Source organism: Paraburkholderia largidicola (assembly GCF_013426895.1).
Lineage (GTDB): Bacteria > Pseudomonadota > Gammaproteobacteria > Burkholderiales > Burkholderiaceae > Paraburkholderia > Paraburkholderia largidicola.
Genome location: NZ_AP023175.1, coordinates 1,883,801 through 1,908,123, shown reverse-complemented (window position 1 = coordinate 1,908,123; position 24,323 = coordinate 1,883,801). Strand labels below are relative to the sequence as shown.

The following is a 24,323-nucleotide window of genomic DNA, read 5'->3' as shown; positions in this document are numbered from 1 at the left end:
GCGGTTCGCGAACGCTCGGCGCTAAGCCTTGCTGGACAAGGCTTCCACCGAGGACAGATGATCGAACAGCAGCTTCGCGACGGGCGACAGACGCGCCGCATCCCGCGTAACGATGATGAGGCTGCGCTCGGCCCATTCGTCTTCGAGCGCAACCGACACGAGTCCCAGCGGCCGCCCCATGATGCGATACACGTTGACGGGCAGCACGCCGACGCCCATGCCCGCCTGCACCATGCGGCACACGGCGTCGAAGCCCGGCACGTGAATGCGCAGCTTCAGTGCCTTGCCCGCCTGGCGCGCCGCCATGTGCGTGCGCGCGTTGATCGAACTGGCCGAATGCAGACCGACGTGATCGCTGTCGAGCGTGTCTTCGAACGCAACACTCGTACGGCCAGCGAGCGGATGGTCGTCGCGCATCACGACGCACAGCATGTCGTGCCGGTAATGCGTCACTTCGAGGCCACGCGCGTCGGCTTCACCGGAACAGATGCCGAGATCGGCGAGACTGTCCGCCACCGCCTCGACTACGCCGCCGCTTGGCCGCTCTTCGAGGTCGATCTTCACCTGTTCGTTGACGGCGAGAAATGCGCGCAGATCTTCGGGCAAGAACTCGACGATCGCGGAGAGGTTCGCCATCATCCGCACATAACCGCGCACGCCGCTCGCGTGGCCTGCAAGCTCGATACCGATGTTCTCGATGCCGCGCATCACGCGGCGCGCGTGATGCAGCAGCGTTTCGCCCGCGGGCGTGAGCGTCATGCCGCGCGCGTTGCGCTGAAACAGCGTCGCGCCGACGGCCTGCTCCAGTTCGAGCAGCCGCTTGCTCGCGGCGGAGACGGCGATGGCCTCGCGTTCCGCGGCGCGCGTCAGCGTGCCTTCCTCATACACGGCGATGAACAGTTGCAGCGTGGTGAGGTCGAGGCGGCGAAGCAGGTTCTTCAGGACCATGACGGACAATTAGCGCATTGGATTGCGTGATATTGTGCCGCGAGCCTGCCGCTTGCGCTCGAAGTCAATCGAAACACATCGGCGCGATCGGGTCGCTGGCGGGGAAAGTGTCCATCAGCGCTTCGTCCATCAGTTGTTCGTCGTGCGCGTCGCGGCCCTCGGCGTCGGCGTTGTAAGCAGATTTGCTATCCTGTTCCATCCTGGGTTCCTCCGGTGATTCATGGTTGTCGATGGCTTCAGTATTGGTTTTGAGGCCGCTGCCTTCAACCTGCGCTCACCGCCGTAACCTGCCAACCACACGTCGTCTGCTGCCGTTTTCCATTACGCGTTGTCTGCGAGGTCACTGAATGCCGAGCGTTGCCATAGCGATCTTTCCGGGCGTCCAGGCGCTGGATGTCGCCGGTCCTCTCGATGTGTTCGCCGAGGCGAATCTGTTCATCGGCGACAAGGAACGCTATGACGTGGCGCTGCTCGCCGCGGACAGCGCGCCGCTGCGCGCGTCGAATGGCATCCGGTTCGTCGCCGACGAAACCTTCGACCAGCCACGCAGCACGTTCGATCTCGCCCTGGTCGCAGGCGGTCCCGCCTTGCCGGAAAGCACGCCCGACGCGCGTCTCACGGCCTGGCTGGCGAATGTCGCATCGCAATGCGAGCGCTACGGCTCGATCTGCACGGGCGCGTTCGCGTTGGGCCACGCGGGACTGCTCGACGATCGCAACGTCACGACGCACTGGCAGCACGCGCAGCAGCTCGCGGCGCAGTTTCCGAAAGCGCGCGTCGATTTCGACCGCATCTATCTGCGCGACGAGCGGCTCGTGACGTCGGCGGGCGTGACGGCGGGCATCGACCTCGCGCTCGCGCTCGTGACGGAAGACCACGGCCCGCAGACGGCGCTAAAGGTCGCGAAACGCCTGGTGGTGTTCTCGCAGCGCCAGGGCGGGCAGTCGCAATTCAGCCCCTACCTCACTGCGCCCGCCGACGAGGCCTCGCCTGTGGCGAAGATCCAGGCACATGTGATGACGAACATCCGCAACAACTTCACGGTCAAACAACTCGCGGATGTGGCGGGCATGAGCGCACGCAATTTCGCGCGCATCTTCGTGCAGGAAACGGGCGTGACGCCTCATGAGTTCGTCGAGCGGGCGCGGATGGATGCGGCGCGCAAGCTGCTCGAAAGCAGCGGCGCGGCGCTCAAAACGATTGCCTACGATTGCGGCTTCGGCACGGCCGACCGCATGCGCATCGTATTCACCAAGCGCATTGGCGCGACACCTAAACAGTATCGCGAGCGGTTTCGCCAGGAATGAACGAAGCGCCTGCACACGTCGAATGCGCGTGAGAAAATGGTGCGCTGATCAACGGTCTCATTGAATATCGAGCACATCGACATGAACGCTACTACTTCCGTTCGCGCCATCGTCACGGGTCACACGCGTGGTCTCGGCGAGGCGCTCGCACATCGGCTGCTGGCACAAGGCATCGCCGTGCTCGGCATTTCCCGTTCGCGCAACGAAGCGCTCGCGAATCAGGCGGGCTTCGAACAGGTCGCGGTCGATCTGGCGGATGCCGAAAGCCTCACGCAATTGCTCGCGGGCGACACGTTGCGCAACTTCCTGAAGGGTGCGCAGACCGCGTTGCTGTTCAACAATGCGGGCATGGTCCAGCCGATCGGGCCCATTGAAGCGCAAGACGTTGCCGCGATTGCGCAAGCTGTGACGCTGAACGTGTCGGCACCGTTGATGTTGGCGAGCGCGTTCGCCACGGCCAGCCCGGATGCGAGCGACCGGCGCATCGTGCATATTTCCAGTGGCGCGGCGCGCCATCCTTATTCCGGGTGGAGCATTTACTGCGCGACGAAGGCCGCGCTCGATCACCATGCGCGTTCTGTCGCGCTCGACGAGAATCGCGCGCTGCGTATTTGCAGCGTCGCGCCGGGTGTCGTCGATACGAACATGCAGGCGGAGATTCGCTCGACAGGTCTGGAAAAATTCCCGATGCGCGAGAAGTTCGAAGAACTGAAGCGCAGCGGGAAGCTGGCGACGCCGGAAGAGTCGGCGGGCAAGCTGGTTGATTACGTGTTGAGCGACACGTTTGGGGCAGTGGCGACGGCCGATGTGCGGGAGTTGCCGCAGGGTTGAGGGGTCTGCCCAACGGGCAGACCTACGGCTTCGCTTTCGTTACCCGAATATCGCCAAACCGTTCTTCTGAATGAGCTGAAGCAGACGCGCGGCAATCCCACTCGGCTTCTTGTCGCCCTGCTCCCATTGCCGTACCGTCGACACCGTCGTGTTGAGATAGAGCGCGAACACGTTTTGGCTGACGTTCACGCCCTTACGGATACGCGCAATATCTTTTGCATTGAACTCCGGTACTTCTTCGATGCAGAGTTCGTCGTACTCGCGCATCGTTTTCTTGTCGATGACATTGGCCCGATGCAAGCCGGAAGCAGCGCTATGAATAGCTTCTGACGCATCGCTTCTAGAACGTGTCTTAGCCATTGCAGATCTCCACTAGTTCCTTCGCTTCCAACATCCAGTCTATGTCGGCGGGCTTCGCCGCACCGTAGTCCCGGGCAAGCTTCTTGAAACCGCGCAACTCGCGATCGTCAATGTTCTCGCGGGCGCTCTTCGCAAATACGTAGACGAACACCCAAAAATCGCCGACCTTGTTGACGACGATGCCTCGCTTCGTGTTCTTATCCAGACGCTTTTTCCAGACGTTCCCACCGAGGTCGTCGCCTTGTCCGTCGGTCAGCTCTCTCGCAGCCTTGCATAGCTCCGCGTCTGGGATACCCGCAGACCTGGCCTTTTTGGTGAACCAGGCCGTTTTGAAAACCCGCAGCGCCTTTTTCTTCATTTGAGGTCAAGTCGTGGACGTGATGAAATATACCACTTAGTGGTATATTTTTCAAGTGGAGACATGTCACGACCGCGGGAACCCCTCCCGTAGCGAAGTCCCGAAAACCCTCACCTTTACAGGTTGCGTGCTTCTCAAATGCCTCATTCTGCCTGCTCGTCATCCTCTAAAAGCGTGTGGAAATGGGCTGAAACGGGCGTTTTCAGATCATTCGAACCATGCCGATGCAGCTTGAGGTGCGTTCGAAACGCACCCAAAGACTCACTCCCGAAAACCCTCACCTCAAAACAACTCGGGCCACGATACGCAGAACCTGCGCATCGCGGCCCGACATAAAACACGTCAGAGAAGCCTAGGCTTCCAGCTGCTCCAGCACCTTCCCCTTCGTCTCGATCCCCAGAAACTGCACGACAAGCGCCGCAAGAAACGGCACCACGGCAAGCAGATAAAACGCCACATCGAGATTCCCGCCGACCATCGTCTTCGACACCAGCGTCGGCGCAAAGATCGCTGCAAGCTTCAACCACGCGCCGCCAACACCGCACCCAAACGCGCGAATACTCGTCGGATACAACTCAGGCGTGTACACATAAGCCGTGATGAACCCACACGCCAGCCAGCCGAGCGCGAACGCACAGCACGTCGCCACCACATAAACGGAGGCGTCATGGAACACGCCCGCCAACACCAGCGACAACGCGCACAACATGAACGACCAGTTGATGATCGGCTTGCGGCCCACCTTGTCGACCAGCATCGCGCACAGCAGCGAACCGAGCACGCCAAGCACGGACGCAGCAACAGCCAGATTCAGCGCCAGTTGCAACGGCGCGTGATACACCGTGCGATAAATCGTCGGCAGCCACGTCGACAGACCGTACTGGATCACGCCGCACGTCATCCACAGCATCGCGACAGCCGCCGAGCGCTTCCAGTACGCCTTGCCGAACAGATCGCGCATCTTGCGTTTCGGGTGGCGCGCAGCCATCGCTTCGAAATCAGCGGGATCTTGCATCGGCGGCAGCGCGCTTTTGGCGGTGCGCTCGAAAGCGTGCACGGCATCGGCGGCTTCGTTCATGCGGCCGCGTTCTGCGAGCCAGCGCGGCGATTCGGGCACGAGCCTGCGCAGCACGAAGAACAGGATCAACGGCATGCCGCCGATAAAGTACATCGCCTCCCAGCCGAAGCGCGGCACGATCCACGCGCCCAATGCATTCGACGCAAGCAGGCCGACCGGGAACACGATCTCGTACAGCAGCACGAAGCGCCCGCGTCCATGCGCGCGGCAGATTTCATTGATGTACGTCGCGGCCACGGGCAACTCGCCACCCAGCCCGATGCCCTGCACGATGCGCAACACGAAAAACACTGCAAATGTCGGTGCAAAACCACACGCGATACTCGTCACACCGATCAACCCCGAACTCAGCGCGATCGCCTTCACGCGGCCGTGACGCTCCGCATACCACGGAAACAGAAACGCGCCGATCAATTGGCCGACCGAACTCGCGCCGATCATCAGGCCCACATCCCACGGCGTCAGATGCCATTTGCCGATCAGGATCGGCAGCGTCGCGGCGATCGCGATGACGTCGAAGCCGTCAAAGAACGTCGCGAGGCCGATCAGTATGCGCGCGCGCACCAGCATCGCATTCGCGGGCAATCGTTCGAGCCGCGCAATGATCGAGCCGCGCGTCGCGGGATGGGAGACACCGGCGCTGCTGTGTGCCTCAAACGTGTTGTCGATAGTGCTCATGCGTCGTTTCTCCGCCCCGTACTGTGGTTAGGCAAGCGCCTTGTCGGCGTCGGCCAGAGCCGCCACATCGACCGTGCGCCCCTGGGTCATCCATTTGCGCGCGAGCTTCAGATCGCGCGGCGTGTTGATCGCAATCACGCCGCGCACGCCACCGTCCGCGACATGAAAGAGCGTCGCGCGGCGCGCGCTGACATCGCCACGCACGACGAGTTCGGCATCGGCGGGAATGTCGCCGAGAATCTGCAGGTTCACGTCGTATTGATCCGACCAGAACCACGGAATCTCCGCATACGGTTCGAACTGACCGAGCATGGCCTTCGCGACGACGATCGCCTGGTTCTGCGCATTCGCCCACGATTCGAGCCGCACGCGACGCTTCAACCACGCGCTCGGATGATTCGCGACATCGCCGCAAGCGAAGATGCGCGGGTCGTTCGTCATGCCGTGTTCGTCGACGACGATACCGTCGTTCACAGGCAAGCCGGCCGCTTCAGCCAGCGACGTATGCGGCGTCAGACCGATGCCCGCCACGGCGAAATCGGCATCGATGGATGTGCCGTCCGCAAGCGTCGCGCGCACTTTGCTCGCGTCGTCAGGATGCGTGTCGAGCGACGTCAACGCAGCGGACAAACGCACGTCGACGCCATTCGAGCGATGCAGATCGAGCAGGAAGTCCGATACGGCAGGCGGCACCGAACGCGCACACAGACGCGGCGCGCCTTCCACGACCGTCGCCGCGACGCCGAGCTTGCGCGCCGTCGCCGCGACTTCGAGACCGATCCATCCACCGCCGATCACGAGCACATGCTTGCTAGCGCGCAAACGCTCGCCGAGCGCCGACGCTTCGTCCAACGTGCGCAGATACGCGATGTGATCCGTCTTCACCAACGACGCAGGCAGCTTGCGCGCCGCGCCGCCCGTTGCGATCACGAGCCGGTCGTACTGCACTTCGCGTCCCGATTGCGTACGCACGATGCGTTGTGCGCGGTCGATCTGCGTCGCAACGTCCGGCTGCCATGCTTCGACGTTGAGCGAAGCGAAATCGTCGCTTGCGAAGAGGCGCACCGTATCGATGTCGGCATCACCCGACAGCACCGCTTTCGACAGCGGCGGCCGCTCATACGGCAGATGAATCTCATCCGCGATCATCACGAGACGGCCTTCGAAGCCCGTCTTGCGCAGCGTCTTCACGACCCAGCCCGCAGCCTGCCCCCCGCCGATCACGACGATCGTTTGCGGCACGTCCGCGTTGCTCGCAGCGTTTGAAATGGCAGCGTCAGTCATGTTTGCGCTCCGTCATGAACTTGCCTTCCGGCGCCTTCGCGTTCTTCTGACGGCGCGTGTTGCCGTCGATACCGCCGTCGATCGCCCATTCGGCGAACACGGTCGGACCCGGTTCGAAATCGCGCGGCTGCCATTCGGGCGTGAGTTGATCTTCGTCGGCGTAATACTCGATCAGTCCGCCTGCCGGATTCTGGAAGTACCAGAAGTACGCGGACGAGACAGGGTGACGTCCCGGCCCGAGTTGCGTATCCCACCCGCAACGGCTGACGTGCATGCCGCCACCGAATACTTCGTGGATGTCGCGCACGGTGAACGCAACGTGATTCAATCCGCGCTTGCCTGTCGGCAGTTGCAGCAGAAAGATGTCGTGATGGCCGCCGTGCGGCGCGCAACGCATGAATGCGCCACGGCCCGGATAACGGTCCGACATCTCGAAGCCGAGTCGTTCCTGATAGAACGTCTCCTGCTCCGCGAGGCAGTTCGTGAAAAACACGACGTGGCCCACTTCGACGGGTTCCGCGCGTTCGTAGATCGGACTAGGCGTATCGACACGCAGCGTCTGGCCCCATACGTTCGACGGCGAACCATGCACATCGACGGCGCGCTTGCGTGTCACTTCAACGCGAATCGCCATACCGTTCGGATCGATGCAGCCGACGGCGTCGTCGTTCGAGTAATAGCCCTGCGCGCCTTCGAGACTCGCACGGTATTTGTCGAGATCGGCGGGCGTGGCGACGCCCCACGTCACTTCGCGCAGCGTCGGACCTTCTTCGAACGCGGGCGGCAGCGACGGGTCGTTCGCCATCACCGCGAGCACCGTGCAACCGTTCAATGTTTCGAAGCGCGCGCGCGTTTCGTCGTGCGCGGTTTCCTTCATGCCCCAGTCGGCGAAAAAGCGCCGACAGGTATCGAGATCCGTCACGCCGTACGTGATCTGTTCAATGCCGAGAATGCTCATGTTGCGTGCCTCTTCAGTTCGCCCAAGCCAACGGGGCGTCGTTCAAGCCCCAGTAGAGGCTCTTTTGCTGCATGTACTCACGAATGCCCAGGCGGCCTTTCTCGCGGCCCATGCCGCTTTCTTTCCAGCCTGAGAACGGCGTCGAAATCGAGAACAGCTTGTACGTGTTGATCCAGACGGTGCCCGCTTCGAGCGCGCGCGCGACGCGCCATGCGCGCTTGTAGTCCCGCGTCCAGATGCCGGCGGCGAGACCGAATACGCTGTCGTTCGCTTCTTTCAGCAGCGACGCTTCGTCGTCGAACGGCATCGCGACCAGCACGGGCCCGAAGATTTCTTCCTGGCAAATGCGTGCGTTGTTCGACAGGCCCTCGAGAATCGTCGGCTGATAGAAGAAGCCTTGTTCGCGGTTATTGCCGACAGGCCGTTCGCCACCACACAGCAAACGGCCGCCTTCTTCGAGACCCAGCGCGACATAACGCTCAACCGATTCGCGATGCTTCGCGGAAATCAGCGGACCCATCTGCGTGCTTTCACTCGCGGGATCGCCGACGCGCAACTCACGCGCTTTCGCAGTCAGCCGCTTCATGAACTCGGGATAGATCGAGCGCTGCACGAACAGACGCGAACCCGCGATGCACGCTTCGCCCGACGAACTGAAAATGCCGTACAACACGCCGTTCACTGCATGATCGAGATCGGCGTCGTCGAAAACCATCGTCGGCGATTTGCCGCCGAGTTCGAGCGACACAGGCATCAACTTGTCCGCCGCGATCCGCGCGATGCCGCGCCCCACTTCCGTGCCACCCGTGAACGACACTTTCTTCACGAGCGGATGGCGCACCAGCACATCACCGATCACCGAGCCCTTGCCGGGCAGTACGCTCACCACACCCTTCGGCACGCCCGCTTCCTCGCAGATGCGAGCAAGCGCGAGCGACACCAGCGGCGTTATTTCAGCGGGCTTCAACACGACGGCATTGCCAGCAGCCAAAGCGGGCGCGAGCTTTTGCGCATCGGAAGCGATGGGTGAATTCCACGGCGTAATCGCCGCAATCACGCCGATCGGCTCGTGTACGCTCATCGTCAGATAGTCGCCGCGCGAGGGCGTCACTTCTTCGTCGAGTGTTTCGAGGCACGCCGCGAAATAGCGGAACGTGTTCGCTGCGCTCGCGACCAGTACGCGCGTTTCGCCAATCGGCTTGCCGTTGTCGCGGCGTTGCAGTTGTGCGAGCGCTTCGTGCTTCGCCATGATCAGATCGGCGATGCGATACAGAATCAGCGCGCGCTGATGCGGCTTCAGACCGGACCAGTTCGGCTGGCGCCACGCGAGGTCGGCGGCTTCGGCGGCTTCGCGCGCATCGTCGGCATCGGCCGTCGTGATTTCGGTGTTCACCGAGCCGTCAGCGGGATAAATGCTCGCGTACAGTGCACCGCGCCCGCGTTTCCATTCGCCGCCGACAAAAATGTCGGCGGTGGGCACGAGGCTCGAAATGATGTCGGTGTGGGGCATGTCGTACTTCCTTTGACTGTCAGATCTTCAGATCACGCAGCGGGCCGCGCGATTGCGCAGCGCGCGGATCGCGCTGAACGCGGTCAGCGCAGAGGTCTTCGGATTGTCGGGCAGCGGCTTGCCGCTCATTTCGAGCGACATCTCGCCGAACGCGCCGCGCGCGACGATGCGATGCACGTTGCGCGTCACGGCGGGATCGGCGATCAGACGCACCATCGTCTGATCGAGGCCGAGACCGGCGAGCGCGACAGTTGCCGCGACGTTTGCGTTCTTCGGATACAGGCGCGCCGCTTCGCGCGCGCTGCCTTCGAAAATCACGCGCGCTTCCGTCAGCGTCTGCAGATCGCAGAGTTGCTCGGCGGGCGTGCCGAGCCAGCCCGTCGGCGGCTTGCGGCCGATGTACTGCACTTCGTCGAGGCCACCGAGTTTTGCCGCTGCGAGCGCGTCAATGCCGCCAATGGCGCCGGAAAGCAGCGTCACGGTTGCATGGCCTTCATCAGCGGCGGCGTTCAGCGCTTCAAGCAGGCTCAGATCCGACAGCGCGCCGATCGACGCTACGGCGCAATCGGTGCCTGCCTTCAGCAGCGGCACGACATGGCTCACCAGCGCGCCGTGCCCCGCGCATTCGAGCGCGAATTGCGGACGCGACTTCAATGCATCGACGGTCCACACGACATCCACATCCGGCCCGACCTGCTCACGCACGGCGTTGGCCTGATGCTCGGGCACGATCACATGCGACACATGCACTTGCGGATCGGCAGCAACCGCGTGATACACGGTCTGACCGATGGCGCCGAAACCGATCATCGCGATGTCGATGGGCGTGTGATGATTGATGCCCGCAACGTTAGGCATGTTCTGGCTCCTGTTTGCGCACGGGCGGGCCGGCGAATGCAGTGGCGAATGAACCGACCGACAACATGTCCACTTCGACCAGCACCGGCCCGCTCTTCGCGATGCCGTCGCGGATCACATCGTCAGCCTGATCCAGCGACGAAATGCGGTAGTGCGTGAGGCCGAAGCTCGCGCAGAACTGCGCAAAATCCGGTTGATGCAGTTGCACGTAGCAGCGGCGGCCGCCATAGTGCGCGTCCTGAATGTTGCGGATCACGCCGTAGCATTGATCGTTCATCAGCACGATCATCACGTTCGCGTTTTCCTGCACGGCCGTGACCAGTTCGCCGACGTTGACCATCAGGCCACCATCGCCGACGAGGCAAACGGTCTTCGCCGCCGCATCCGCGAGCGCCGCGCCGATCGCCATCTGGATGCCCTGGCCGATGCCGCCGCCAAGCGCATGCACGCCCGCGCGCGGCTGGAAGATCTTCAGCATGCGGTTGCCCCACGTGCTGTTCGAGATCGTCACGTCGCGCACCCAGTTGTAGTCGCGGCCCACGGCGTGTTGCAGCACGTCGACGAGGCGCTTGTACGGTCCGAGACCCTTGCCCGTTTCAGCGACAGCGACTTCGCGCGTCGCGGCCAGATCACCGGCAAATGCCGGGTCGATCTTCATGCGGCCTTCGAGCAGCGTCGCGAGCTGATCGAGCACGGCGACGGCATCGCCATGAACGAACAGCTCATTGCGATAGCCGCGGTTGTCGGCGAGTGCGTCGGCGTCGACGCGGAACAGCGGTTGCGGCAACGCGAGCTTGTACTTGAGCGTTTCGTTGCCCCGCAGACGCGAGCCAACCACGAGCAGCGCATCGCAGGTCTTGTAGAACTTCTCGACTGTCGGCTGCACGTTGAATGCACCGAGCGTCGCGGGATGATCTTCGGGCAGCACGCCGCGGCCCTGCACGCTGGTCACGACGCCGAAGCCGAGCTTCACGAGGCGTTCGACCTGTGCACGCGCATGACGCGTTCCGCCACCGAGCCACAGCAACGGACGCTTCGCTTTCGCGAGTTCGTCGGCAAGTTGTTCGACGCGCTTCGCGTCGTGCGTCAGCGTGTTGATGTGCGGCGCAGCCATGTCGACGGGCCATTCGATTTCAGCGGCCTGGATGTCGATCGGAATCTCGACACTGACGGGACCACTCGGCGCCGTTTGCGCGACGCGCACGGCTTCGCGCACGGTTGCCAACGCCGTCTCGACCGAGCGCACGCGGTATGCGGCCTTCGAAATCGACGAGAGCATCGCCAGCTGATCGGGCGCTTCGTGGATGTACGCGAGGTCCTGATCCAGATACGTCGATTCGATCTGACCGGTGATATGCACGAGCGCCGTGCCTGCCGTCAGCGCTTCGACCATCGCGCCCGCCGCGTTGCCCGCAGCCGTGCCCGTGCTCGTGAACGCGACGCCGAGGCCGCCCGACACGCGCGCGAGACCATCGGCCATGTTCAGCGCGCCCGCTTCGCCGCGCGCGCCGACATAGCGGATGTTGCCGCGCGTGTTGATCGCGTCGAGGATCGGCATGTTGTGGATCGAGATCACGCCGAATGCAGTTTTAACGCCGCATTGCTCGAGAAAAGCGGCGATCAGCTCGCCGACGGTGGTTTTGTTAGACATGACGTGCAACGCCTCCGGAAACATCGATATGGCTTCCCGTCGTGTACGACGACAGGGGTGTAGCGAGATAAAAGAGCGCTTGTGCGGCCTCTTCAGGACGGCCGAAGCGGCCGAGCGGAATGTTCTTCTTGCGCGCGAGTTCGCTGGTCCATTCTTCCCAGCTTTGTCCCGGCTGCGCCTGCGTCTGATAGCGTCGGCGCCATTGGCCCGACTCGACGATGCCGATCAGAATCGAGTTCACGCGAATGCGCTGCGGCGCGAGTTCCACGGCCAGCGACTTGATCAGGTTCTGCACGCCCGCGCGCGCCGACGAGGTCGCGACCATATGCGACTCCGGCTGCAATGCGAGCAGCGAGTTCACGCAGACAATCGAACCGTGGCCTTGTTGCGCGGCTTGCGTGAGCATCGGCAGAAATGCGCGCGTCGGACGGATCACGCTGAAGTACTTGAGGTCCAGTTCTTCGCGCCACGCTTCGTCGCTCGTGTCGGCGAACGTCGATACGCGGCCCTGGCCTGCGTTGTTCACGAGCATGTCGGTGCGGCCGAAGCGTTGCTGTACTGCATTCGCAAATGCGACGACTTCATCGGCATCGAGCACGTTGCAGCGCGCGGCGAGCAATTGCGCTTGCGGAAACTGAGCGCGCAACGAAGCTTCGGCGCTTGCAAGCCGGTCGGTGTCGCGCCCGCAGATCGCTACCGATGCGCCCGCACGCAAAAAGAGTTCGGCTGTTGCGAGACCGATGCCGGACGAGCCGCCCGTCACCACTGCAACCTGTCCTGTGAGATCGATTTGAATCATCAGAGCCCCAATGCCTTCATGTACCTGCTTTCCGCCGACGGCCGATAGTTCAGCCGCAGCGACAGTTGCTCCGCCGCAGTGCGCACCTTGTCGATGAGGCCGCCATCGAGCAGCGCCGCGTCGATCTGCGGACGCGGGATCGTCGTCGTGATGACGGCGGCGATGCGGCCCGTATCGTTGCGCACAGGCACACTGATCACGGAAATGCCGTTTTCAAACGACGATTCGCTGATCGCGAAACCGCGCACTGCGTCGTCCTTCACGCGCTCGTACAGTTCATCGACAGTGGCGGGCGTGTGTTTGGTGAAACGTTCAAGCGTCTGCTCCGGATACAGCGCACGCAGTTCGTCGAGCGACAGATCGCCCATCAGCACGTGGCCATGCGTCGTTGCATGCGCGGGCAGCCGCGTGCCGACGTTTACCTTCACCGAGCTGAACACGGGCGCGTGACTCTGCGCCTTCGCGACGAACACCACGTCGCGGCCGTCGCGGATCACGATGTGCGTGGTCAGGCCCGTCGCGTCGCGCAACCCTTCGATCAGCGGCAAGCCGAGATCGGTGAGTTCGAGCGAACTGAGATATTCGAAGCCGAGGCGCAGCACCGCGACGCCCAGGCGATAGTTACGATCGCGATCTGCCCGCTCCAGGAAGCCTAGCGATTCGAGCGTCTGCAGCAGACGGAACACCGTCGTGCGCGGAATGCCGAGGCGCTTCGACAACTCGGGCGCGCCGAGCACCGGTTCGCGCGGCGAAAACTCCGTGAGAATGCGCAGGCCGCGTTCGAGTCCGGGCACGCGATAGCTCGCGTCGTTGCGGTCTTCTTCTGCTTCAGGTGCAGTGCCCGTCAATTCGGGGGTCATGCCTTGCTCCATTGGCCGTCGCTCGCGCAGCAGAATGCGTCGATGAGCGCGGTGTAGTCAGTGCTCGCCTCGATATAGCCCGCGTGACCCGCGCGCGGGATGATCTGCAAACGCGTGTTTGCTGCGAGCGCGATCCGTTCACACGACGACGGTGGCGTAATCACGTCTTCTGCACCGACCGCGACGGTGATACGGCCTGTGTACGTCGTGACATCGCTGGCGAGGTCGGCGTTGGCGAGCAGATGCGTCGCCTGTGCGTAACCGTGCGGCACGATGCGCGACATGTTCCAGCGGACCCAGTCGCGCGATGCGTCATCGGCGTGCGGCGACAACATGTTGGCGCTGCGTTGGTCCGCGAGTCCTTGCGGGCCGAGTTCGGCGAGCATCGCAAGGCGGCTGTCGCGCTTCGACGCGCGCACTTCTTCGGATGCCGCGCCGTAGCCCGCCGCGGGCGAAATCAGCAACAGACCGGCGACGCGCTCAGCGTGCGATGCCGCGAACGAGCCCGCGATGATCGCGCCAAGCGAATGACCGACCAGCACGCAACGTTCTATGTTTAGTACGTTGAGCCATTGCTCGACTGCACTCGCGTACTCGCTCGCGGCGGGCGAAGCCGATGCAACAGGCGTCGATTCGCCATAGCCCGGCGCGTCCCACGCGAACACGCGGCGCGTCGTGCCCAACGCTTCGAGTTGTTGCACCCACGAAGCCGCGCCCGAGCCGATACCGTGCAACAGCACGAGCGGCAGCGCATCGGCATGTGCGGCACCCGCTTCGCGATAGCCGATCGCGCATTGCGGCGCAATCTCGATCCGCCGTGCCGGGAAGTGCGAGAGGCGCGTTTCCAGCGTGACGGTTCGATCGACAGTGACGGGCAAGGCTGCGGACATGGGCATGACTTCGTGAGTGGTGGGCTTACTTCGCGAGATCGCGCTTGATCTTTGCGAGCGGCGAGTCAGGCGGATACGTCGGCGTGATCGGCTTCGACGAACCGAGCATCACGCACATCAGCGCGTCTTCTTCACCAATGTTGATTTCCGTGCGATACACGCCCGGCGGCACCGAGATCAGATCGCGTTCGCCGAGCACGGCTTCCCACGTTTCGCCGTCGCGCTCGCAGATCACTTTCATCTTGCCGCGCAGCACGAAGAAGATTTCTTCGACGTCGATATGAATATGGCTCGGGCCGATGTTGCCGGCGGGAATCACCATCGTCGAGAACGTGAAGTTGCCTGCGGGCACCGTGTTCATATCTTTCGCGACACCCGTGCCGCCCGTGCCGACATAGCGCATTTGCGCGCGACGGTACTTCGGGTCGTAGTCAGCCTGGAACTTCAGCGCGTCCCAGTCGTAGCGGCGCGTTTCGAACCGCGCGACGCGCGTGTCCATCCATTGTTCGAAACTTGCGTCGGCGGGTTGATCCCACGATTTGCGTTCGAGATCGGCGTCGGCCATTGTTTTCTCCATGTGGTTTGCTGGTTCGAGCAAGGTCAATTCATCACGAAGCCGCCGTTCACGGGCAGCAACTGGCCCGTCACGAAGCGGGCGGCGTCCGTCAGCAGGAAAAGCACGGGGCCCGTTACGTCATCGGGCACTTGTGCGCGGTTCAACGCGCGGCCTTTCAGGTAATACTCGTGGCGTTCGGCGGGCACGTAGGCCGTCGCTTCGACTTCCGTGAGGCCAGGCGCAATTGCATTCACCGTGATGCCGTGCGCACCGAATTCGCGTGCGAGCGAGCGCGTCATCGAAATCACCGCGCCCTTGCTTGCGACGTACGCGAGCAGCTTCGGCGCGCCCCACATCGCCGTGTCCGACGCAACGTTCACGATCGCGCCGCGCTTCGAGTCCCGCAGATGCGGCAGCGCTGCTGTGCACATGAGCCACGTGCCGCGCACGTTGACGTTCATCACGGCGTCCCATGTTTGCGTGGTCAGTTCTTCCGCGAAGCGTCCGCCTGAGTTGGTGATCGCGGCGTTGTTGATCAGGGCGTCGATGCCGCCCATCTTCTGCGCGGCTTGCGTGACGAAGGCATCGATGCTGTCGGGACTGGCGAGATCGAGCGGAATGAAATGCACGTTCGCACCGAGCTTCTCCGCGAGCGCACGGCCTTCAGCTTCGAGCACATCGCCGAACACGACTTGCGCATCTGCTTTAGCAAGCGCATCGATGAACGCTGCGCCGAGCCCGCGCGCGCCGCCCGTCACGACGACGCGCCGACCGCTCAAACCGCTCAGGCTGGAGACCGTGACATCAGGCATGAGCATGCCCCGTCGACGCTTGCGCGCCTGCTTCCGCCTGCTTCGCGTTGAATGCGTCAAGCTCCGAGAAGTGCTGTTGCGCGCGTTGACGCAGCATGCGGCGCACGCGCGTCATACCGACATCGTGCTGATAAAGGAATTCGTGTTCGCGCGCGTTCGGTGCGAGGCTTTCGAGCACGTAGCGGTCTTGCTCCAGCACCGCCCAATGCAGGCCTTCCAGGCGATTGCGATACAGGAAGCGCCATGCGTCGCGCTGCCAGCCGCTCACCTTGCGCGTGCGCCAGAAGTAGACCTGGCAGTTATCGTTATCGACGGGCACCGCAAAGCCGATGATGCCGAAGCTGCCGCCAGGGCCGAACTTCTTCTTGTAGGGAATCGCGAGACGCATCCACAGGCAACCTGTTTCGCCCAGTTCGACCCAGTCGAAATTCACGTCGCGCTGACCGACCTTCTCGAACATGAGGCCGGTTTCGGTTTTACGCACGCGCATGTCGGCCTGCTTGTCGCCTTCGGCCATCGAATGCGACGTCGCGTGCAGATACGCGCCGTGCATCGGGTCCATCACGTTGTCGATGGCGTACTGATAGTTGCACTTCCAGTTCGACACGCACAGGAACTGCGAGTACTCCGCGCCGACCAGTTCGTCGGGCAGTGCGAGCGGCGTCGGCTCCTTGTGCGCGTCGTCGCCGAACCACAGGAAGATCGCGCCCGCGTGTTCCTCGACGGGATACGACTTCACGCACTTCTGACCTTCGAGCGGACAGGCCGACACGGCAGGCACGGCCTGCACGGTGCCCGAGCCGTCGACTTCGATGCCGTGATACCAGCACGCGACGCGATTGCCAAGATTCCAGCCGAGCGACAGACGCGCGCCGCGGTGCGGGCAGCGGTCTTCGAGCGCGTGGACTTTGCCGTCCTGATCGCGCCACAGCACGATCTGCTCGCTGAGCCGCGTGAGGCCGATAGGCGCATTGCCTACCTGCCAGCTCGGCGCGACGGGATACCAGTAGTTCTTGATGCCGCGATCGAGATAAGCCTGAATCGGATCGGCGGCGGGGCTCGTTGTATTGAGGGACGTCATGGGGAAACTCCGTGTTCGCTGGGATCGGTTGAACTGGCTGCGCTTATTCCGCGAGCAACCGCAGTTCCGCGGCGAGACGCTCTTCGCTCCACTGCGCGCCTTCCGGCGTGCGGAATCCGACCCGGTTCAGACCCGCCACCACTTCGTGCAACTCGACTGCGCCGGCTTCGAACACCTGTTCCAGTGCATTGCCGAAGTCGTTCTCGTATTGCGTCGGCTCCGCCTTGCGCGTCTGCCAGATCATGTTTTCCGTCTCGCCCGGCTTTTCGATCACGCCCTTGCCGGCGACGTTGTTCGGCTGCGGCGCGAGCCACGGCTTGAGGAAAGGATTGAAGTTCACGAAGGCTTCTTTCATGTCATTCCACCTTGATCTGGATTTCTTCACCCGCGAGGCGCACCGCGTACACCTTCAGGTCGCGGCCGCCCGGCTCTTTCAGACATTTGCCCGTCGGGATGTGAAAAACGGCTTCGTGCAGCGGACATTCGACCGTGTCGCCGTCGATGAAGCCTTGAGTCAGCAGCGCATACGCATGCGGGCAGACGTTCTCGAGCGCGTAGACCTCATCGCCCACCTTGTAGATGCCAATTTCCTTGCCGTCGCCGAGCTTGAACTCGACGGGCGCGTCTTCGGATAGCGCGCCGGCGTGTCCGGCGCAAAGCCACTGTTCACTCATTTCTCACCTTCTCCGACCAACCGGTTCCGACCGTTTGACGTTCCACCTAAGGAACATCAGTTTATGTATGGTCATTATAGGAACATGTTCGGGCGGACAAAATAAAAATTCTGCGCTTCCAGGGAAAACACCGACAGCAGCTTTTTCGCAACGTAAGAAGGCCGTAAACCGGGCCAAATCAAAGGGTTGCTGCGCATAAAGAGCGCGCGCGTACGGCACTGGACTGATCTGATGAATGAGGGTTTTCACCATCGCAAAAACTTTTTTGTTCGTTCATTTGACTCTCTATACTTTCCATAGGCGATACACATGCCCATAGGTGGAACGTAAAGCGGATAGCCGACGTAGCAGGCGACCAGAAGGCCATCCAGAGAGATGACAGGCAAAGGAAGAGAAACCGGCATGTCCGGCTCTCGACTACACGATCAGGAGTACCAAGGGTGAAACGCATCATCGCTGCCGGCGCGGCAGGACTTGTGGTGACATCGACGGCATGGGCGCAAAGCAGCGTCACGCTGTACGGCAGCCTCGATGCCGGCATTGCTTACGTGAGCAACGTCGGCGGACATACGAAGTGGATGGAAGAACAAGGCAACATGCAGCCGGACCGCTGGGGTCTGCGCGGCGTCGAAGATCTGGGCGGCGGTCTGCACACGATCTTCCAGCTGGAAAACGGCTTTTATACGAACACCGGCAACTTCGCGAAAGCGGGCACGCTGTTCAACCGGCAGGCTTATGTGGGCATCAGTTCCGACCAGTTCGGGCAGATCACGCTCGGCCATCAGACGCCGTTCAACTTCGACATGCTCGGCCCGCTCAGCACCGCTTACCTCGCGGCGAGCTGGTTTGCGTTCCACCCGGGCAACATCGACGAACTGGCTGATACGGGCGTCGTACCGTTCGACAACTCGGTGAAGTTCAAGTCAGCCAGCTACGCGGGCTTCACGGTCGGCGCGATGATGGGCCTCGGCAACACGACGAACTTCTCGACGGGCAAGACGATGAGCTTCGGCGTGAACTACGCGAACGGCCCGTTCAAGGCGGCCGCCGTGTATTCGAACGAGCACAACCGCACGCCTTCGATCGTCACCACGGGCATCAACACGTTCCAGGGCGTGCCGGCCGCCACCTATTCCGCCGACAAGGTCGAGAATATGGGCGCTGGTCTGTCGTATCAGCTCGGCAAGCTGCTCGTGCACGCGCTGTACACGCGCGTGAAGTTGCAGTCGAACGGATTCTCGGACACGTATCAGAGCTGGGACGCGGGCGCGAACTATCAGTTCACGCCGGCCAACACGCTCGCGGGCGGCGCCGCGACGACGACGCTGTCGGGTCGTCGCTGGACGCAGTTCGAAATCGGCGATATCTATGCGCTGTCCAAGCGCACGCAGGTCTATGTGAATGTGCTCTACGAGCACGCGAACGAGAACGCGAACGCCGCGTTTTTCACAGCGGGCGTGTCGGGCGGCCGCAACCAGGCAATCGTGCTGACAGGCATTCATCACTCGTTCTGAGCGATGGTTTGAGGCCTTTTTTAAGGCCTCGAAATGAGACAGGCGGCCTATCGAGGCCGCCTGTTTTCGTTTTTCTGCCGCACTATTTGCGACGCGAGCGCAAGACCCTGCCTAGCGACGCGTTTGCGCGAGCGTTGGATCGTCGGCCGACGGGCGATAGTTCAGACGCGCCGACAGATCGAGCGCCGCGCCGCACACCTTTGCGACGAGCGGCCCGCGTTCATCGTCACCGATATCGGAACGCGGCACTGTCGTCGTCATCGCCGCGACGATCTTGCCCGTCTGATCGCGCACGGGCGCGCTGACCACGGATATCCCGCGCTCGAACGATGCCTCGCTGATCGCATAGCCTTGCGCGGCCGTTTCTCGAATGCGCTCGTACAGTTCGTCGACGGTGGCGGGCGTGCGGTCGGTGAAGCGTTCGAGCTGCTGCTCGGGATAAAGCTGACGCAGCTGCATCAGCGAGAGATCGCCCATCAGCACCTGGCCGTGGACGGTCGCGTGCGCGGGCAACCGCGTGCCGACGTGGACCTTCACTGAACTGAACATCGGATCGTGCGTCTGCGCCTTCGCGACGAACACGACATCGCGCTCGTCGCGTATCAGCAGATGGGTGCTCAAGCCGGTCTGATCGCGCAACCGCTCGAGAATCGGCGTGCCGAAGTCGGTCAGTTCCAGCGAGCTCAGATACTCGAAGCCGAGGCGCAGCACCGCGACGCCAAGACGAAAATGCCGGTCGCCATTCGCGCGTTCGAGAAAACCGAGCGCTTCGAGTGTTTGCAGCAGACGGAACGTGGTCGTACGTGGAATGCCGATGCGCTTGGATAGCTCGGGCGCGCCGAGCACGGGTTCGCGTGCCGAGAACTCAGCAAGAATGCGCAAGCCGCGCTCGAGGCCGGGGACGAGATAGGTCGAGCCGCCGCCGGATTCTTCTTCGGCGGATTCCGCTGGATCCGTGCTGCGCATCGTGTCCTCGTCAGCCGGTGCGCGCGCCGCCTGCGTTCCGGCAGCCCGGTGTCCCACTCCTGTCGTGTTTTCTCTTGCCATGTCCGGCTATGTCGTTGAACCGTGGAAGATTGAGATGATAGCGCGAAGGGGTGGGTGGGACGGCGTTGCCTTCCATGCACGCACCGTTCTCATGCCATTGCAGTGACTGTTCGGAATCCGATAAATGCTTCCGAACTTTTTCCGTGTCCTTGTGCGATCTCGACAGAATCCATTGATCGTGATCAAAGCCGATCGATCTTTCGCGCTTGTTCCTGCTGTCCGACTCGCACCAAACCCACCAAACCTGTTTCCCGCCTGCTCAGCAAAAACCCTAGGCGAGCGAAAATATATTTTCACAAGATAATTTTCATGTAAATTCACTTTCATTCCAGCCAGCCCGACAGACCCGCTCCGACATCATGGTCCGCCAACGTCAGAATCCACCCACCGCCGCCGAGCCTGCCATCGCCGCCCGCATCACGGCTGCGATGCCGATCCTCACGCCCGTTCACCGGCGCATGGGCGAGTTCGTGCTGGCCAACCAGTTCCGGGCCGCGACCATGCGCATCGACGAACTGGCCACCGCCGTCGGTGCGTCCATCGCGACGGCGAACCGCTTTGCGCGCGCGCTCGGCTTCGACGGCTATCCGGCGTTTCGCGAAGCGCTCGTGCGCGGCTTCGAAGCGACGCTCGCCCCTGTCGAGCGCCTGCGCACCGCGCAGGAATCGCAGACGAACGGCGACGAACTGTTCAGCGCGTCGCTCGAACAGGCCGCCACCAATCTCGGCACGACGCGCAGCACGATCGACGGAACAGCCGCCGAGGCCGCCGTCGAAGCGATCATCGCCGCGCGCCGCGTGTTCATCCTCGGCTCCGGCGCGAGCGCGTTTCTCGCGAGCCTGATGGAGCACAACCTGCTGCCGTATCACGACAACGTGCAGTCGCTCGCCCTGATCGGCGGACCGACGCACGCGGCGCGCCGCCTGTTCAACGCGGGCAAGGGTGACCTCGTGATCGCCATCGCGTTCCCGCGCTATGTCGACGACACGATCGAGCTCGCGCGCCGCGCCGCCAGCCTCGGCGCCGACGTGCTCGCGCTGACCGACGGTCCGACCTCGCCACTCGCCACGATCGCCACGCGCTCGCTCTTCATCCGCGCCGAGCGGCGTCTTGCCGCGACATCGGAAGCGACCGTGCTCGCGGTGATCGAAGCGCTGTGCGACGCCGTCGCGTTCCGCGCGAAGCGCTCCGCGCAGGCGGCCGCCAACATGACCGAGTTCGTGTTGCCGTGGCTCACCGACACGTCGGCGCTGCAAGCTCATTCGAAGTCCGCCACGCGGCCCACCTCCAACCAGGCAAAGAAGAAGAAATGAACACCAAAGCGGTAATCGCGATTCATGGCGGCGCAGGCACGATCGTGCGCGCGTCGATGGCCCCCGATGCGGAAGCCCGCTATCACGCCGAATTGCGCGCCGTGCTCGTCGCCGCGCAACGCGTGCTCGCCGATGGCGGCAGCGCGCTCGACGCCGTCACGCAAGCCGTGCGGCTGCTCGAAGACTGTCCGCTGTTCAACGCAGGGCATGGTTCGGTTTTCACGTCGGCGGGCACGCATGAACTCGATGCGTCGATCATGGACGGCCGCACGCTCGAAGCAGGCGCCGTGTCGTGCGTGAAGCGCGTGCGCAACCCCATCGTCGCCGCGCGCCACGTGCTCGAATACAGCGAGCACGTGATGTTCACGGCCGAAGGCGCCGAAGCATTCGCGCAGGCGCAGGGTCTGGAATTCGTCGATCCGTCGTACTTCCACACGGACGCACGCTATCGCCAATGGCAACTGGCACGCGAGCAGCAACGCGCGATGCTCGACCACGACGGCGCAGCGCTTGCCGCGCAGGAAGCAGCGTCCGCCAATAAAGAAGCCCTGCCCCACGAGCCCATCGATCCGAACAAAAAATTCGGCACGGTCGGCGCAGTCGCCGTCGATCTATACGGCCACGTCGCGGCCGCGACCTCGACGGGCGGCATCACGAACAAGCAGTTGGGCCGCGTCGGCGATGCGCCGCTGATCGGCGCGGGCTGCTATGCCGACGACGCAACCTGCGCCGTCTCGACCACGGGCTCGGGCGAAATGTTCATGCGCATGGTCGCCGCCTACGACGTCGCCGCGCAGATGGCGTATCGCGGCGTGTCGCTCGACGAAGCGGCAAACGATGTCGTGATGAACCGCTTGCCGCGCATCGACGGACGCGGCGGCCTGATCGCCGTCGACGCGCACGGCAACGTCGTGCTGCCCTTCAATACCGAAGGCATGTACCGCGGCTATGCGCGCGTTGGCGAAGCGCCCGTCACGGCGATCTATCGCTAGCCCGCCCGCCACGCTTACGCCATCCCCTGTTTCAGATGCCGGGAGACATCATCGTGCCGAACACGCCGAATACGCCGCACCAGCCACGCCCGCTCGACAGCCTGCCGCCGCAACGCGTCGTCGATATCGATCGCCTCACGGTCGCGTTCCGTCGCGGCGAGACCACGTTCAACGCGGTACGCGACCTGTCGCTTTCCGTCGATCGCGGCGAGACGCTTGCCATCGTCGGCGAATCGGGCTCGGGTAAATCGGTGACGTCGCTTGCGTTGATGCGCCTCGTCGAACACGGCGGCGGAAGCGTTGCGAACGGCAGCATCGCGTTTCGCCGGCGCAACGGCAGCGTGCTCGATCTTGCGCGGGCATCGCAATCCACCATGCGTTCCGTTCGCGGCGCAGACATCGCGATGATCTTCCAGGAACCGATGACGTCGCTCAATCCCGTCTTCACGGTCGGCGATCAGATCGGCGAAGCAATTGCGCTGCATCAGAACATGAACCGCAGCCAGGCGCATGCTGAAACGCTGCGTCTGCTCGATCTCGTGCGCATTCCCGAAGCGCGCCGCGTGGCCGCGCGCTATCCGCACCAGTTGTCGGGCGGCATGCGGCAGCGCGTGATGATCGCCATGGCGCTGTCGTGCAAGCCGTCGCTGCTGATCGCCGACGAACCGACCACTGCGCTCGACGTGACGATCCAGGCGCAGATCCTCCAACTGATTCGCGGCTTGCAAGACGAGATGAACATGGGCGTGATCTTCATCACGCACGACATGGGCGTCGTCGCCGAAGTGGCGGATCGCGTGCTGGTGATGTATCGCGGCGACAAGGTCGAAGAAGGCGAATCGGCGCAGCTGTTCGCTTCGCCCGTGCATCCTTATACGAGGGCGCTGCTTGCGGCCGTGCCGAAGCTCGGCTCGATGCAAGGCACGAACTCACCCGCGAAGTTTTCGCTGCTCGCGCTGGACGGTGAACGTACGCAGCAGCCGCTTCCCGAAGCCGACACGGCATCGGAAGCATCGAAGCAGGTACAGCCGATTCTCCGCGTGCGCGACCTCGTTACGCGTTTTCCCGTGCGCAGCGGTCTGTTCGGCAAGCTCACGGGTCGGGTGCATGCCGTCGAGCGCGTCAGCTTCGATCTGCATGCGGGAGAAACGCTCGCGCTGGTCGGCGAATCCGGTTGCGGCAAGTCGACCACGGGGCGCTCGTTGCTGAGGCTCGTCGAAAGCCAGAGCGGCAGCATCGAGTTCGACGGCAAGGACATCAGTTCGCTCACAGGCCCTTCGCTGCAAGCTTTGCGCCGCGATATCCAGTTCATTTTCCAGGACCCGTTCGCGTCCCTCAATCCGCGCCTGACGGTCGGCTTCTCGATCATGGAGCCGCTGCTCGTGCACAACGTCGCGAGCGGCAAGGAAGCGCAGGAGCGCGTCGCGTGGCTGCTCGACAAGGTCGGCCTGCCCGCCGACGCCGCGCGCCGCTATCCGCATGAATTCTCGGGCGGCCAGCGTCAGCGGATCGCGATTGCGCGTGCGCTCGCGCTCAACCCGAAGGTCGTCATCGCGGACGAATCGGTGTCGGCGCTCGACGTTTCCGTGCAGGCGCAGATCGTCAATCTGATGCTCGATCTGCAACGCGAACTGGGTGTGGCGTATCTGTTCATCTCGCACGACATGGCCGTCGTCGAGCGCATCAGTCATCGCGTCGCGGTGATGTATCTCGGCCAGATCGTCGAGATCGGACCGCGTCGCGCGGTGTTCGAATCGCCGCAGCATCCGTACACGAAGAAGCTGATGGGCGCCGTGCCCGTCGCCGATCCCGCGCGCCGCCACGCGAAGCGCATGCTCGCCGCCGATGAACTGCCCAGCCCGATTCGCGCGCTCGACAACGAGCCCGTCGTCGCGCCGCTCGTCGCCGTGGGCCCCGATCATTTCGTCGCCGAGCATCGCATCGGCGGCGCTTACTAGACACAG

The 24,323-nt window shown here is 63.1% G+C and carries 25 protein-coding genes; 6 read left to right on the top strand and 19 right to left on the bottom strand.

The features are described 5' to 3' along the window. Nucleotides 1-21 precede the first annotated feature (21 nt). Both PPGU16_RS25260 and PPGU16_RS43110 read right to left on the bottom strand, forming a co-directional pair. On the bottom strand, nt 22-948 hold the full coding sequence (locus tag PPGU16_RS25260; RefSeq protein WP_180725206.1) for a LysR family transcriptional regulator: 927 nt from the start codon (nt 946-948) through the stop codon (nt 22-24). A 64-nt stretch (nt 949-1,012) separates the two neighbouring features. Continuing rightward, nucleotides 1,013-1,147, bottom strand: coding sequence for a hypothetical protein (locus tag PPGU16_RS43110; RefSeq protein ID WP_274599983.1), 135 nt, complete (start codon nt 1,145-1,147; stop codon nt 1,013-1,015). Nucleotides 1,148-1,295: 148 nt separating this feature from the next. Here PPGU16_RS43110 and PPGU16_RS25255 point away from each other — a divergent pair, with 148 nt between their 5' ends. Together PPGU16_RS25255 and PPGU16_RS25250 are read left to right on the top strand one after the other, a co-directional pair. After that, complete coding sequence (locus PPGU16_RS25255; protein WP_180723132.1) at nt 1,296-2,255, top strand: GlxA family transcriptional regulator; 960 nt, start codon at nt 1,296-1,298, stop codon at nt 2,253-2,255. Between the two features lie 81 nt (nt 2,256-2,336). After that, nucleotides 2,337-3,086 (top strand): SDR family oxidoreductase, encoded by a 750-nt coding sequence (locus tag PPGU16_RS25250; RefSeq protein WP_180723131.1) that lies wholly within the window; start codon nt 2,337-2,339, stop codon nt 3,084-3,086. Between the two features lie 39 nt (nt 3,087-3,125). Here the strand turns inward: PPGU16_RS25250 and PPGU16_RS25245 are convergent, their stop codons facing one another. The 16 genes from PPGU16_RS25245 to PPGU16_RS25170 form a co-directional block, all read right to left on the bottom strand. Then, a complete protein-coding gene (locus PPGU16_RS25245; RefSeq protein ID WP_180723130.1) occupies nt 3,126-3,446 on the bottom strand; it encodes a helix-turn-helix domain-containing protein in 321 nt (106 codons plus the stop codon). Next, entirely contained in the window at nt 3,439-3,804 is a 366-nt protein-coding gene (locus tag PPGU16_RS25240) for a type II toxin-antitoxin system RelE/ParE family toxin (RefSeq protein ID WP_180723129.1), read from the bottom strand. Before PPGU16_RS25240 ends, PPGU16_RS25245 begins: the two co-directional genes overlap by 8 nt. Nucleotides 3,805-4,156: 352 nt before the next feature. Further along, complete coding sequence (locus PPGU16_RS25235; protein WP_180723128.1) at nt 4,157-5,560, bottom strand: MFS transporter; 1,404 nt, start codon at nt 5,558-5,560, stop codon at nt 4,157-4,159. 27 nt (nt 5,561-5,587) lie between these two features. Next, complete coding sequence (locus PPGU16_RS25230) at nt 5,588-6,844, bottom strand: NAD(P)/FAD-dependent oxidoreductase (RefSeq protein WP_180723127.1); 1,257 nt, start codon at nt 6,842-6,844, stop codon at nt 5,588-5,590. After that, entirely contained in the window at nt 6,837-7,802 is a 966-nt protein-coding gene (locus PPGU16_RS25225) for a VOC family protein (protein ID WP_180723126.1), read from the bottom strand. The genes PPGU16_RS25230 and PPGU16_RS25225 overlap by 8 nt, the downstream gene beginning before the upstream one ends. 13 nt (nt 7,803-7,815) lie before the next feature. Further along, nucleotides 7,816-9,312: an aldehyde dehydrogenase gene (locus PPGU16_RS25220; RefSeq protein WP_180723125.1), complete on the bottom strand. Its 1,497-nt coding sequence runs from the start codon at nt 9,310-9,312 to the stop codon at nt 7,816-7,818. 27 nt (nt 9,313-9,339) lie between these two features. Beyond that, a complete protein-coding gene (locus tag PPGU16_RS25215) occupies nt 9,340-10,170 on the bottom strand; it encodes an aspartate dehydrogenase (RefSeq protein ID WP_180723124.1) in 831 nt (276 codons plus the stop codon). Next, nucleotides 10,163-11,821 (bottom strand): thiamine pyrophosphate-binding protein, encoded by a 1,659-nt coding sequence (locus PPGU16_RS25210; RefSeq protein ID WP_180723123.1) that lies wholly within the window; start codon nt 11,819-11,821, stop codon nt 10,163-10,165. The genes PPGU16_RS25215 and PPGU16_RS25210 overlap by 8 nt, the downstream gene beginning before the upstream one ends. Then, complete coding sequence (locus tag PPGU16_RS25205) at nt 11,814-12,620, bottom strand: SDR family oxidoreductase (protein ID WP_180723122.1); 807 nt, start codon at nt 12,618-12,620, stop codon at nt 11,814-11,816. Before PPGU16_RS25205 ends, PPGU16_RS25210 begins: the two co-directional genes overlap by 8 nt. Beyond that, entirely contained in the window at nt 12,620-13,480 is an 861-nt protein-coding gene (locus tag PPGU16_RS25200; RefSeq protein ID WP_180723121.1) for an IclR family transcriptional regulator, read from the bottom strand. Before PPGU16_RS25200 ends, PPGU16_RS25205 begins: the two co-directional genes overlap by 1 nt. Continuing rightward, nucleotides 13,477-14,370 (bottom strand): alpha/beta fold hydrolase, encoded by an 894-nt coding sequence (locus PPGU16_RS25195; RefSeq protein WP_180723120.1) that lies wholly within the window; start codon nt 14,368-14,370, stop codon nt 13,477-13,479. The genes PPGU16_RS25200 and PPGU16_RS25195 overlap by 4 nt, the downstream gene beginning before the upstream one ends. Nucleotides 14,371-14,395: 25 nt before the next feature. Continuing rightward, nucleotides 14,396-14,935, bottom strand: coding sequence for a cupin domain-containing protein (locus PPGU16_RS25190; RefSeq protein WP_180723119.1), 540 nt, complete (start codon nt 14,933-14,935; stop codon nt 14,396-14,398). Nucleotides 14,936-14,970: 35 nt separating this feature from the next. After that, nucleotides 14,971-15,738 carry an SDR family oxidoreductase gene (locus tag PPGU16_RS25185; RefSeq protein ID WP_180723118.1) on the bottom strand — a complete coding sequence of 256 codons (768 nt, stop codon included), beginning with the start codon at nt 15,736-15,738 and terminating at the stop codon, nt 14,971-14,973. Next, nucleotides 15,731-16,819, bottom strand: a complete 1,089-nt coding sequence (locus PPGU16_RS25180; protein ID WP_180723117.1) for an aromatic ring-hydroxylating oxygenase subunit alpha — start codon at nt 16,817-16,819, stop codon at nt 15,731-15,733. Before PPGU16_RS25180 ends, PPGU16_RS25185 begins: the two co-directional genes overlap by 8 nt. Nucleotides 16,820-16,862: 43 nt before the next feature. After that, nucleotides 16,863-17,174: a recombinase-like helix-turn-helix domain-containing protein gene (locus PPGU16_RS25175; RefSeq protein WP_180723116.1), complete on the bottom strand. Its 312-nt coding sequence runs from the start codon at nt 17,172-17,174 to the stop codon at nt 16,863-16,865. 1 nt (nt 17,175) lies between these two features. Beyond that, entirely contained in the window at nt 17,176-17,493 is a 318-nt protein-coding gene (locus PPGU16_RS25170) for a non-heme iron oxygenase ferredoxin subunit (protein WP_091781007.1), read from the bottom strand. Between the two features lie 440 nt (nt 17,494-17,933). Here PPGU16_RS25170 and PPGU16_RS25165 point away from each other — a divergent pair, with 440 nt between their 5' ends. Continuing rightward, nucleotides 17,934-19,007, top strand: coding sequence for a porin (locus PPGU16_RS25165; RefSeq protein WP_180723115.1), 1,074 nt, complete (start codon nt 17,934-17,936; stop codon nt 19,005-19,007). 111 nt (nt 19,008-19,118) lie between these two features. On the opposite strand, the gene PPGU16_RS25160 is transcribed toward PPGU16_RS25165, so the two are convergent. Then, nucleotides 19,119-19,973, bottom strand: a complete 855-nt coding sequence (locus PPGU16_RS25160; RefSeq protein WP_434064425.1) for an IclR family transcriptional regulator — start codon at nt 19,971-19,973, stop codon at nt 19,119-19,121. 440 nt (nt 19,974-20,413) lie between these two features. Here PPGU16_RS25160 and PPGU16_RS25155 point away from each other — a divergent pair, with 440 nt between their 5' ends. Genes PPGU16_RS25155 through PPGU16_RS25145 form a run of 3 tightly spaced genes read left to right on the top strand, consistent with a single transcriptional unit; the run spans nt 20,414 to nt 24,317 of the window. Continuing rightward, nucleotides 20,414-21,367, top strand: a complete 954-nt coding sequence (locus tag PPGU16_RS25155; protein ID WP_180723113.1) for a MurR/RpiR family transcriptional regulator — start codon at nt 20,414-20,416, stop codon at nt 21,365-21,367. Continuing rightward, nucleotides 21,364-22,359 (top strand): isoaspartyl peptidase/L-asparaginase family protein, encoded by a 996-nt coding sequence (locus PPGU16_RS25150; protein WP_180723112.1) that lies wholly within the window; start codon nt 21,364-21,366, stop codon nt 22,357-22,359. Before PPGU16_RS25155 ends, PPGU16_RS25150 begins: the two co-directional genes overlap by 4 nt. A 35-nt stretch (nt 22,360-22,394) precedes the next feature. Next, entirely contained in the window at nt 22,395-24,317 is a 1,923-nt protein-coding gene (locus tag PPGU16_RS25145) for a dipeptide ABC transporter ATP-binding protein (protein WP_180723111.1), read from the top strand. Nucleotides 24,318-24,323 lie beyond the last annotated feature (6 nt).

Coding starts and splice junctions, on each gene's coding strand:
- PPGU16_RS25180 (WP_180723117.1), bottom strand. CDS start 16,819: ATGACGTCCCTCAATACAACGAGCCCCGCCGCCGATCCGATTCAGGCT.
- PPGU16_RS25145 (WP_180723111.1), top strand. CDS start 22,395: ATGCCGGGAGACATCATCGTGCCGAACACGCCGAATACGCCGCACCAG.
- PPGU16_RS25195 (WP_180723120.1), bottom strand. CDS start 14,370: ATGTCCGCAGCCTTGCCCGTCACTGTCGATCGAACCGTCACGCTGGAA.
- PPGU16_RS25255 (WP_180723132.1), top strand. CDS start 1,296: ATGCCGAGCGTTGCCATAGCGATCTTTCCGGGCGTCCAGGCGCTGGAT.
- PPGU16_RS25190 (WP_180723119.1), bottom strand. CDS start 14,935: ATGGCCGACGCCGATCTCGAACGCAAATCGTGGGATCAACCCGCCGAC.
- PPGU16_RS25220 (WP_180723125.1), bottom strand. CDS start 9,312: ATGCCCCACACCGACATCATTTCGAGCCTCGTGCCCACCGCCGACATT.
- PPGU16_RS25205 (WP_180723122.1), bottom strand. CDS start 12,620: ATGATTCAAATCGATCTCACAGGACAGGTTGCAGTGGTGACGGGCGGC.
- PPGU16_RS25235 (WP_180723128.1), bottom strand. CDS start 5,560: ATGAGCACTATCGACAACACGTTTGAGGCACACAGCAGCGCCGGTGTC.
- PPGU16_RS25260 (WP_180725206.1), bottom strand. CDS start 948: ATGGTCCTGAAGAACCTGCTTCGCCGCCTCGACCTCACCACGCTGCAA.
- PPGU16_RS25215 (WP_180723124.1), bottom strand. CDS start 10,170: ATGCCTAACGTTGCGGGCATCAATCATCACACGCCCATCGACATCGCG.
- PPGU16_RS25250 (WP_180723131.1), top strand. CDS start 2,337: ATGAACGCTACTACTTCCGTTCGCGCCATCGTCACGGGTCACACGCGT.
- PPGU16_RS25185 (WP_180723118.1), bottom strand. CDS start 15,738: ATGCCTGATGTCACGGTCTCCAGCCTGAGCGGTTTGAGCGGTCGGCGC.
- PPGU16_RS25175 (WP_180723116.1), bottom strand. CDS start 17,174: ATGAAAGAAGCCTTCGTGAACTTCAATCCTTTCCTCAAGCCGTGGCTC.
- PPGU16_RS25150 (WP_180723112.1), top strand. CDS start 21,364: ATGAACACCAAAGCGGTAATCGCGATTCATGGCGGCGCAGGCACGATC.
- PPGU16_RS25230 (WP_180723127.1), bottom strand. CDS start 6,844: ATGACTGACGCTGCCATTTCAAACGCTGCGAGCAACGCGGACGTGCCG.
- PPGU16_RS25210 (WP_180723123.1), bottom strand. CDS start 11,821: ATGTCTAACAAAACCACCGTCGGCGAGCTGATCGCCGCTTTTCTCGAG.
- PPGU16_RS25160 (WP_434064425.1), bottom strand. CDS start 19,973: ATGCGCAGCACGGATCCAGCGGAATCCGCCGAAGAAGAATCCGGCGGC.
- PPGU16_RS25240 (WP_180723129.1), bottom strand. CDS start 3,804: ATGAAGAAAAAGGCGCTGCGGGTTTTCAAAACGGCCTGGTTCACCAAA.
- PPGU16_RS25155 (WP_180723113.1), top strand. CDS start 20,414: ATGGTCCGCCAACGTCAGAATCCACCCACCGCCGCCGAGCCTGCCATC.
- PPGU16_RS25245 (WP_180723130.1), bottom strand. CDS start 3,446: ATGGCTAAGACACGTTCTAGAAGCGATGCGTCAGAAGCTATTCATAGC.
- PPGU16_RS25225 (WP_180723126.1), bottom strand. CDS start 7,802: ATGAGCATTCTCGGCATTGAACAGATCACGTACGGCGTGACGGATCTC.
- PPGU16_RS43110 (WP_274599983.1), bottom strand. CDS start 1,147: ATGGAACAGGATAGCAAATCTGCTTACAACGCCGACGCCGAGGGCCGC.
- PPGU16_RS25170 (WP_091781007.1), bottom strand. CDS start 17,493: ATGAGTGAACAGTGGCTTTGCGCCGGACACGCCGGCGCGCTATCCGAA.
- PPGU16_RS25200 (WP_180723121.1), bottom strand. CDS start 13,480: ATGACCCCCGAATTGACGGGCACTGCACCTGAAGCAGAAGAAGACCGC.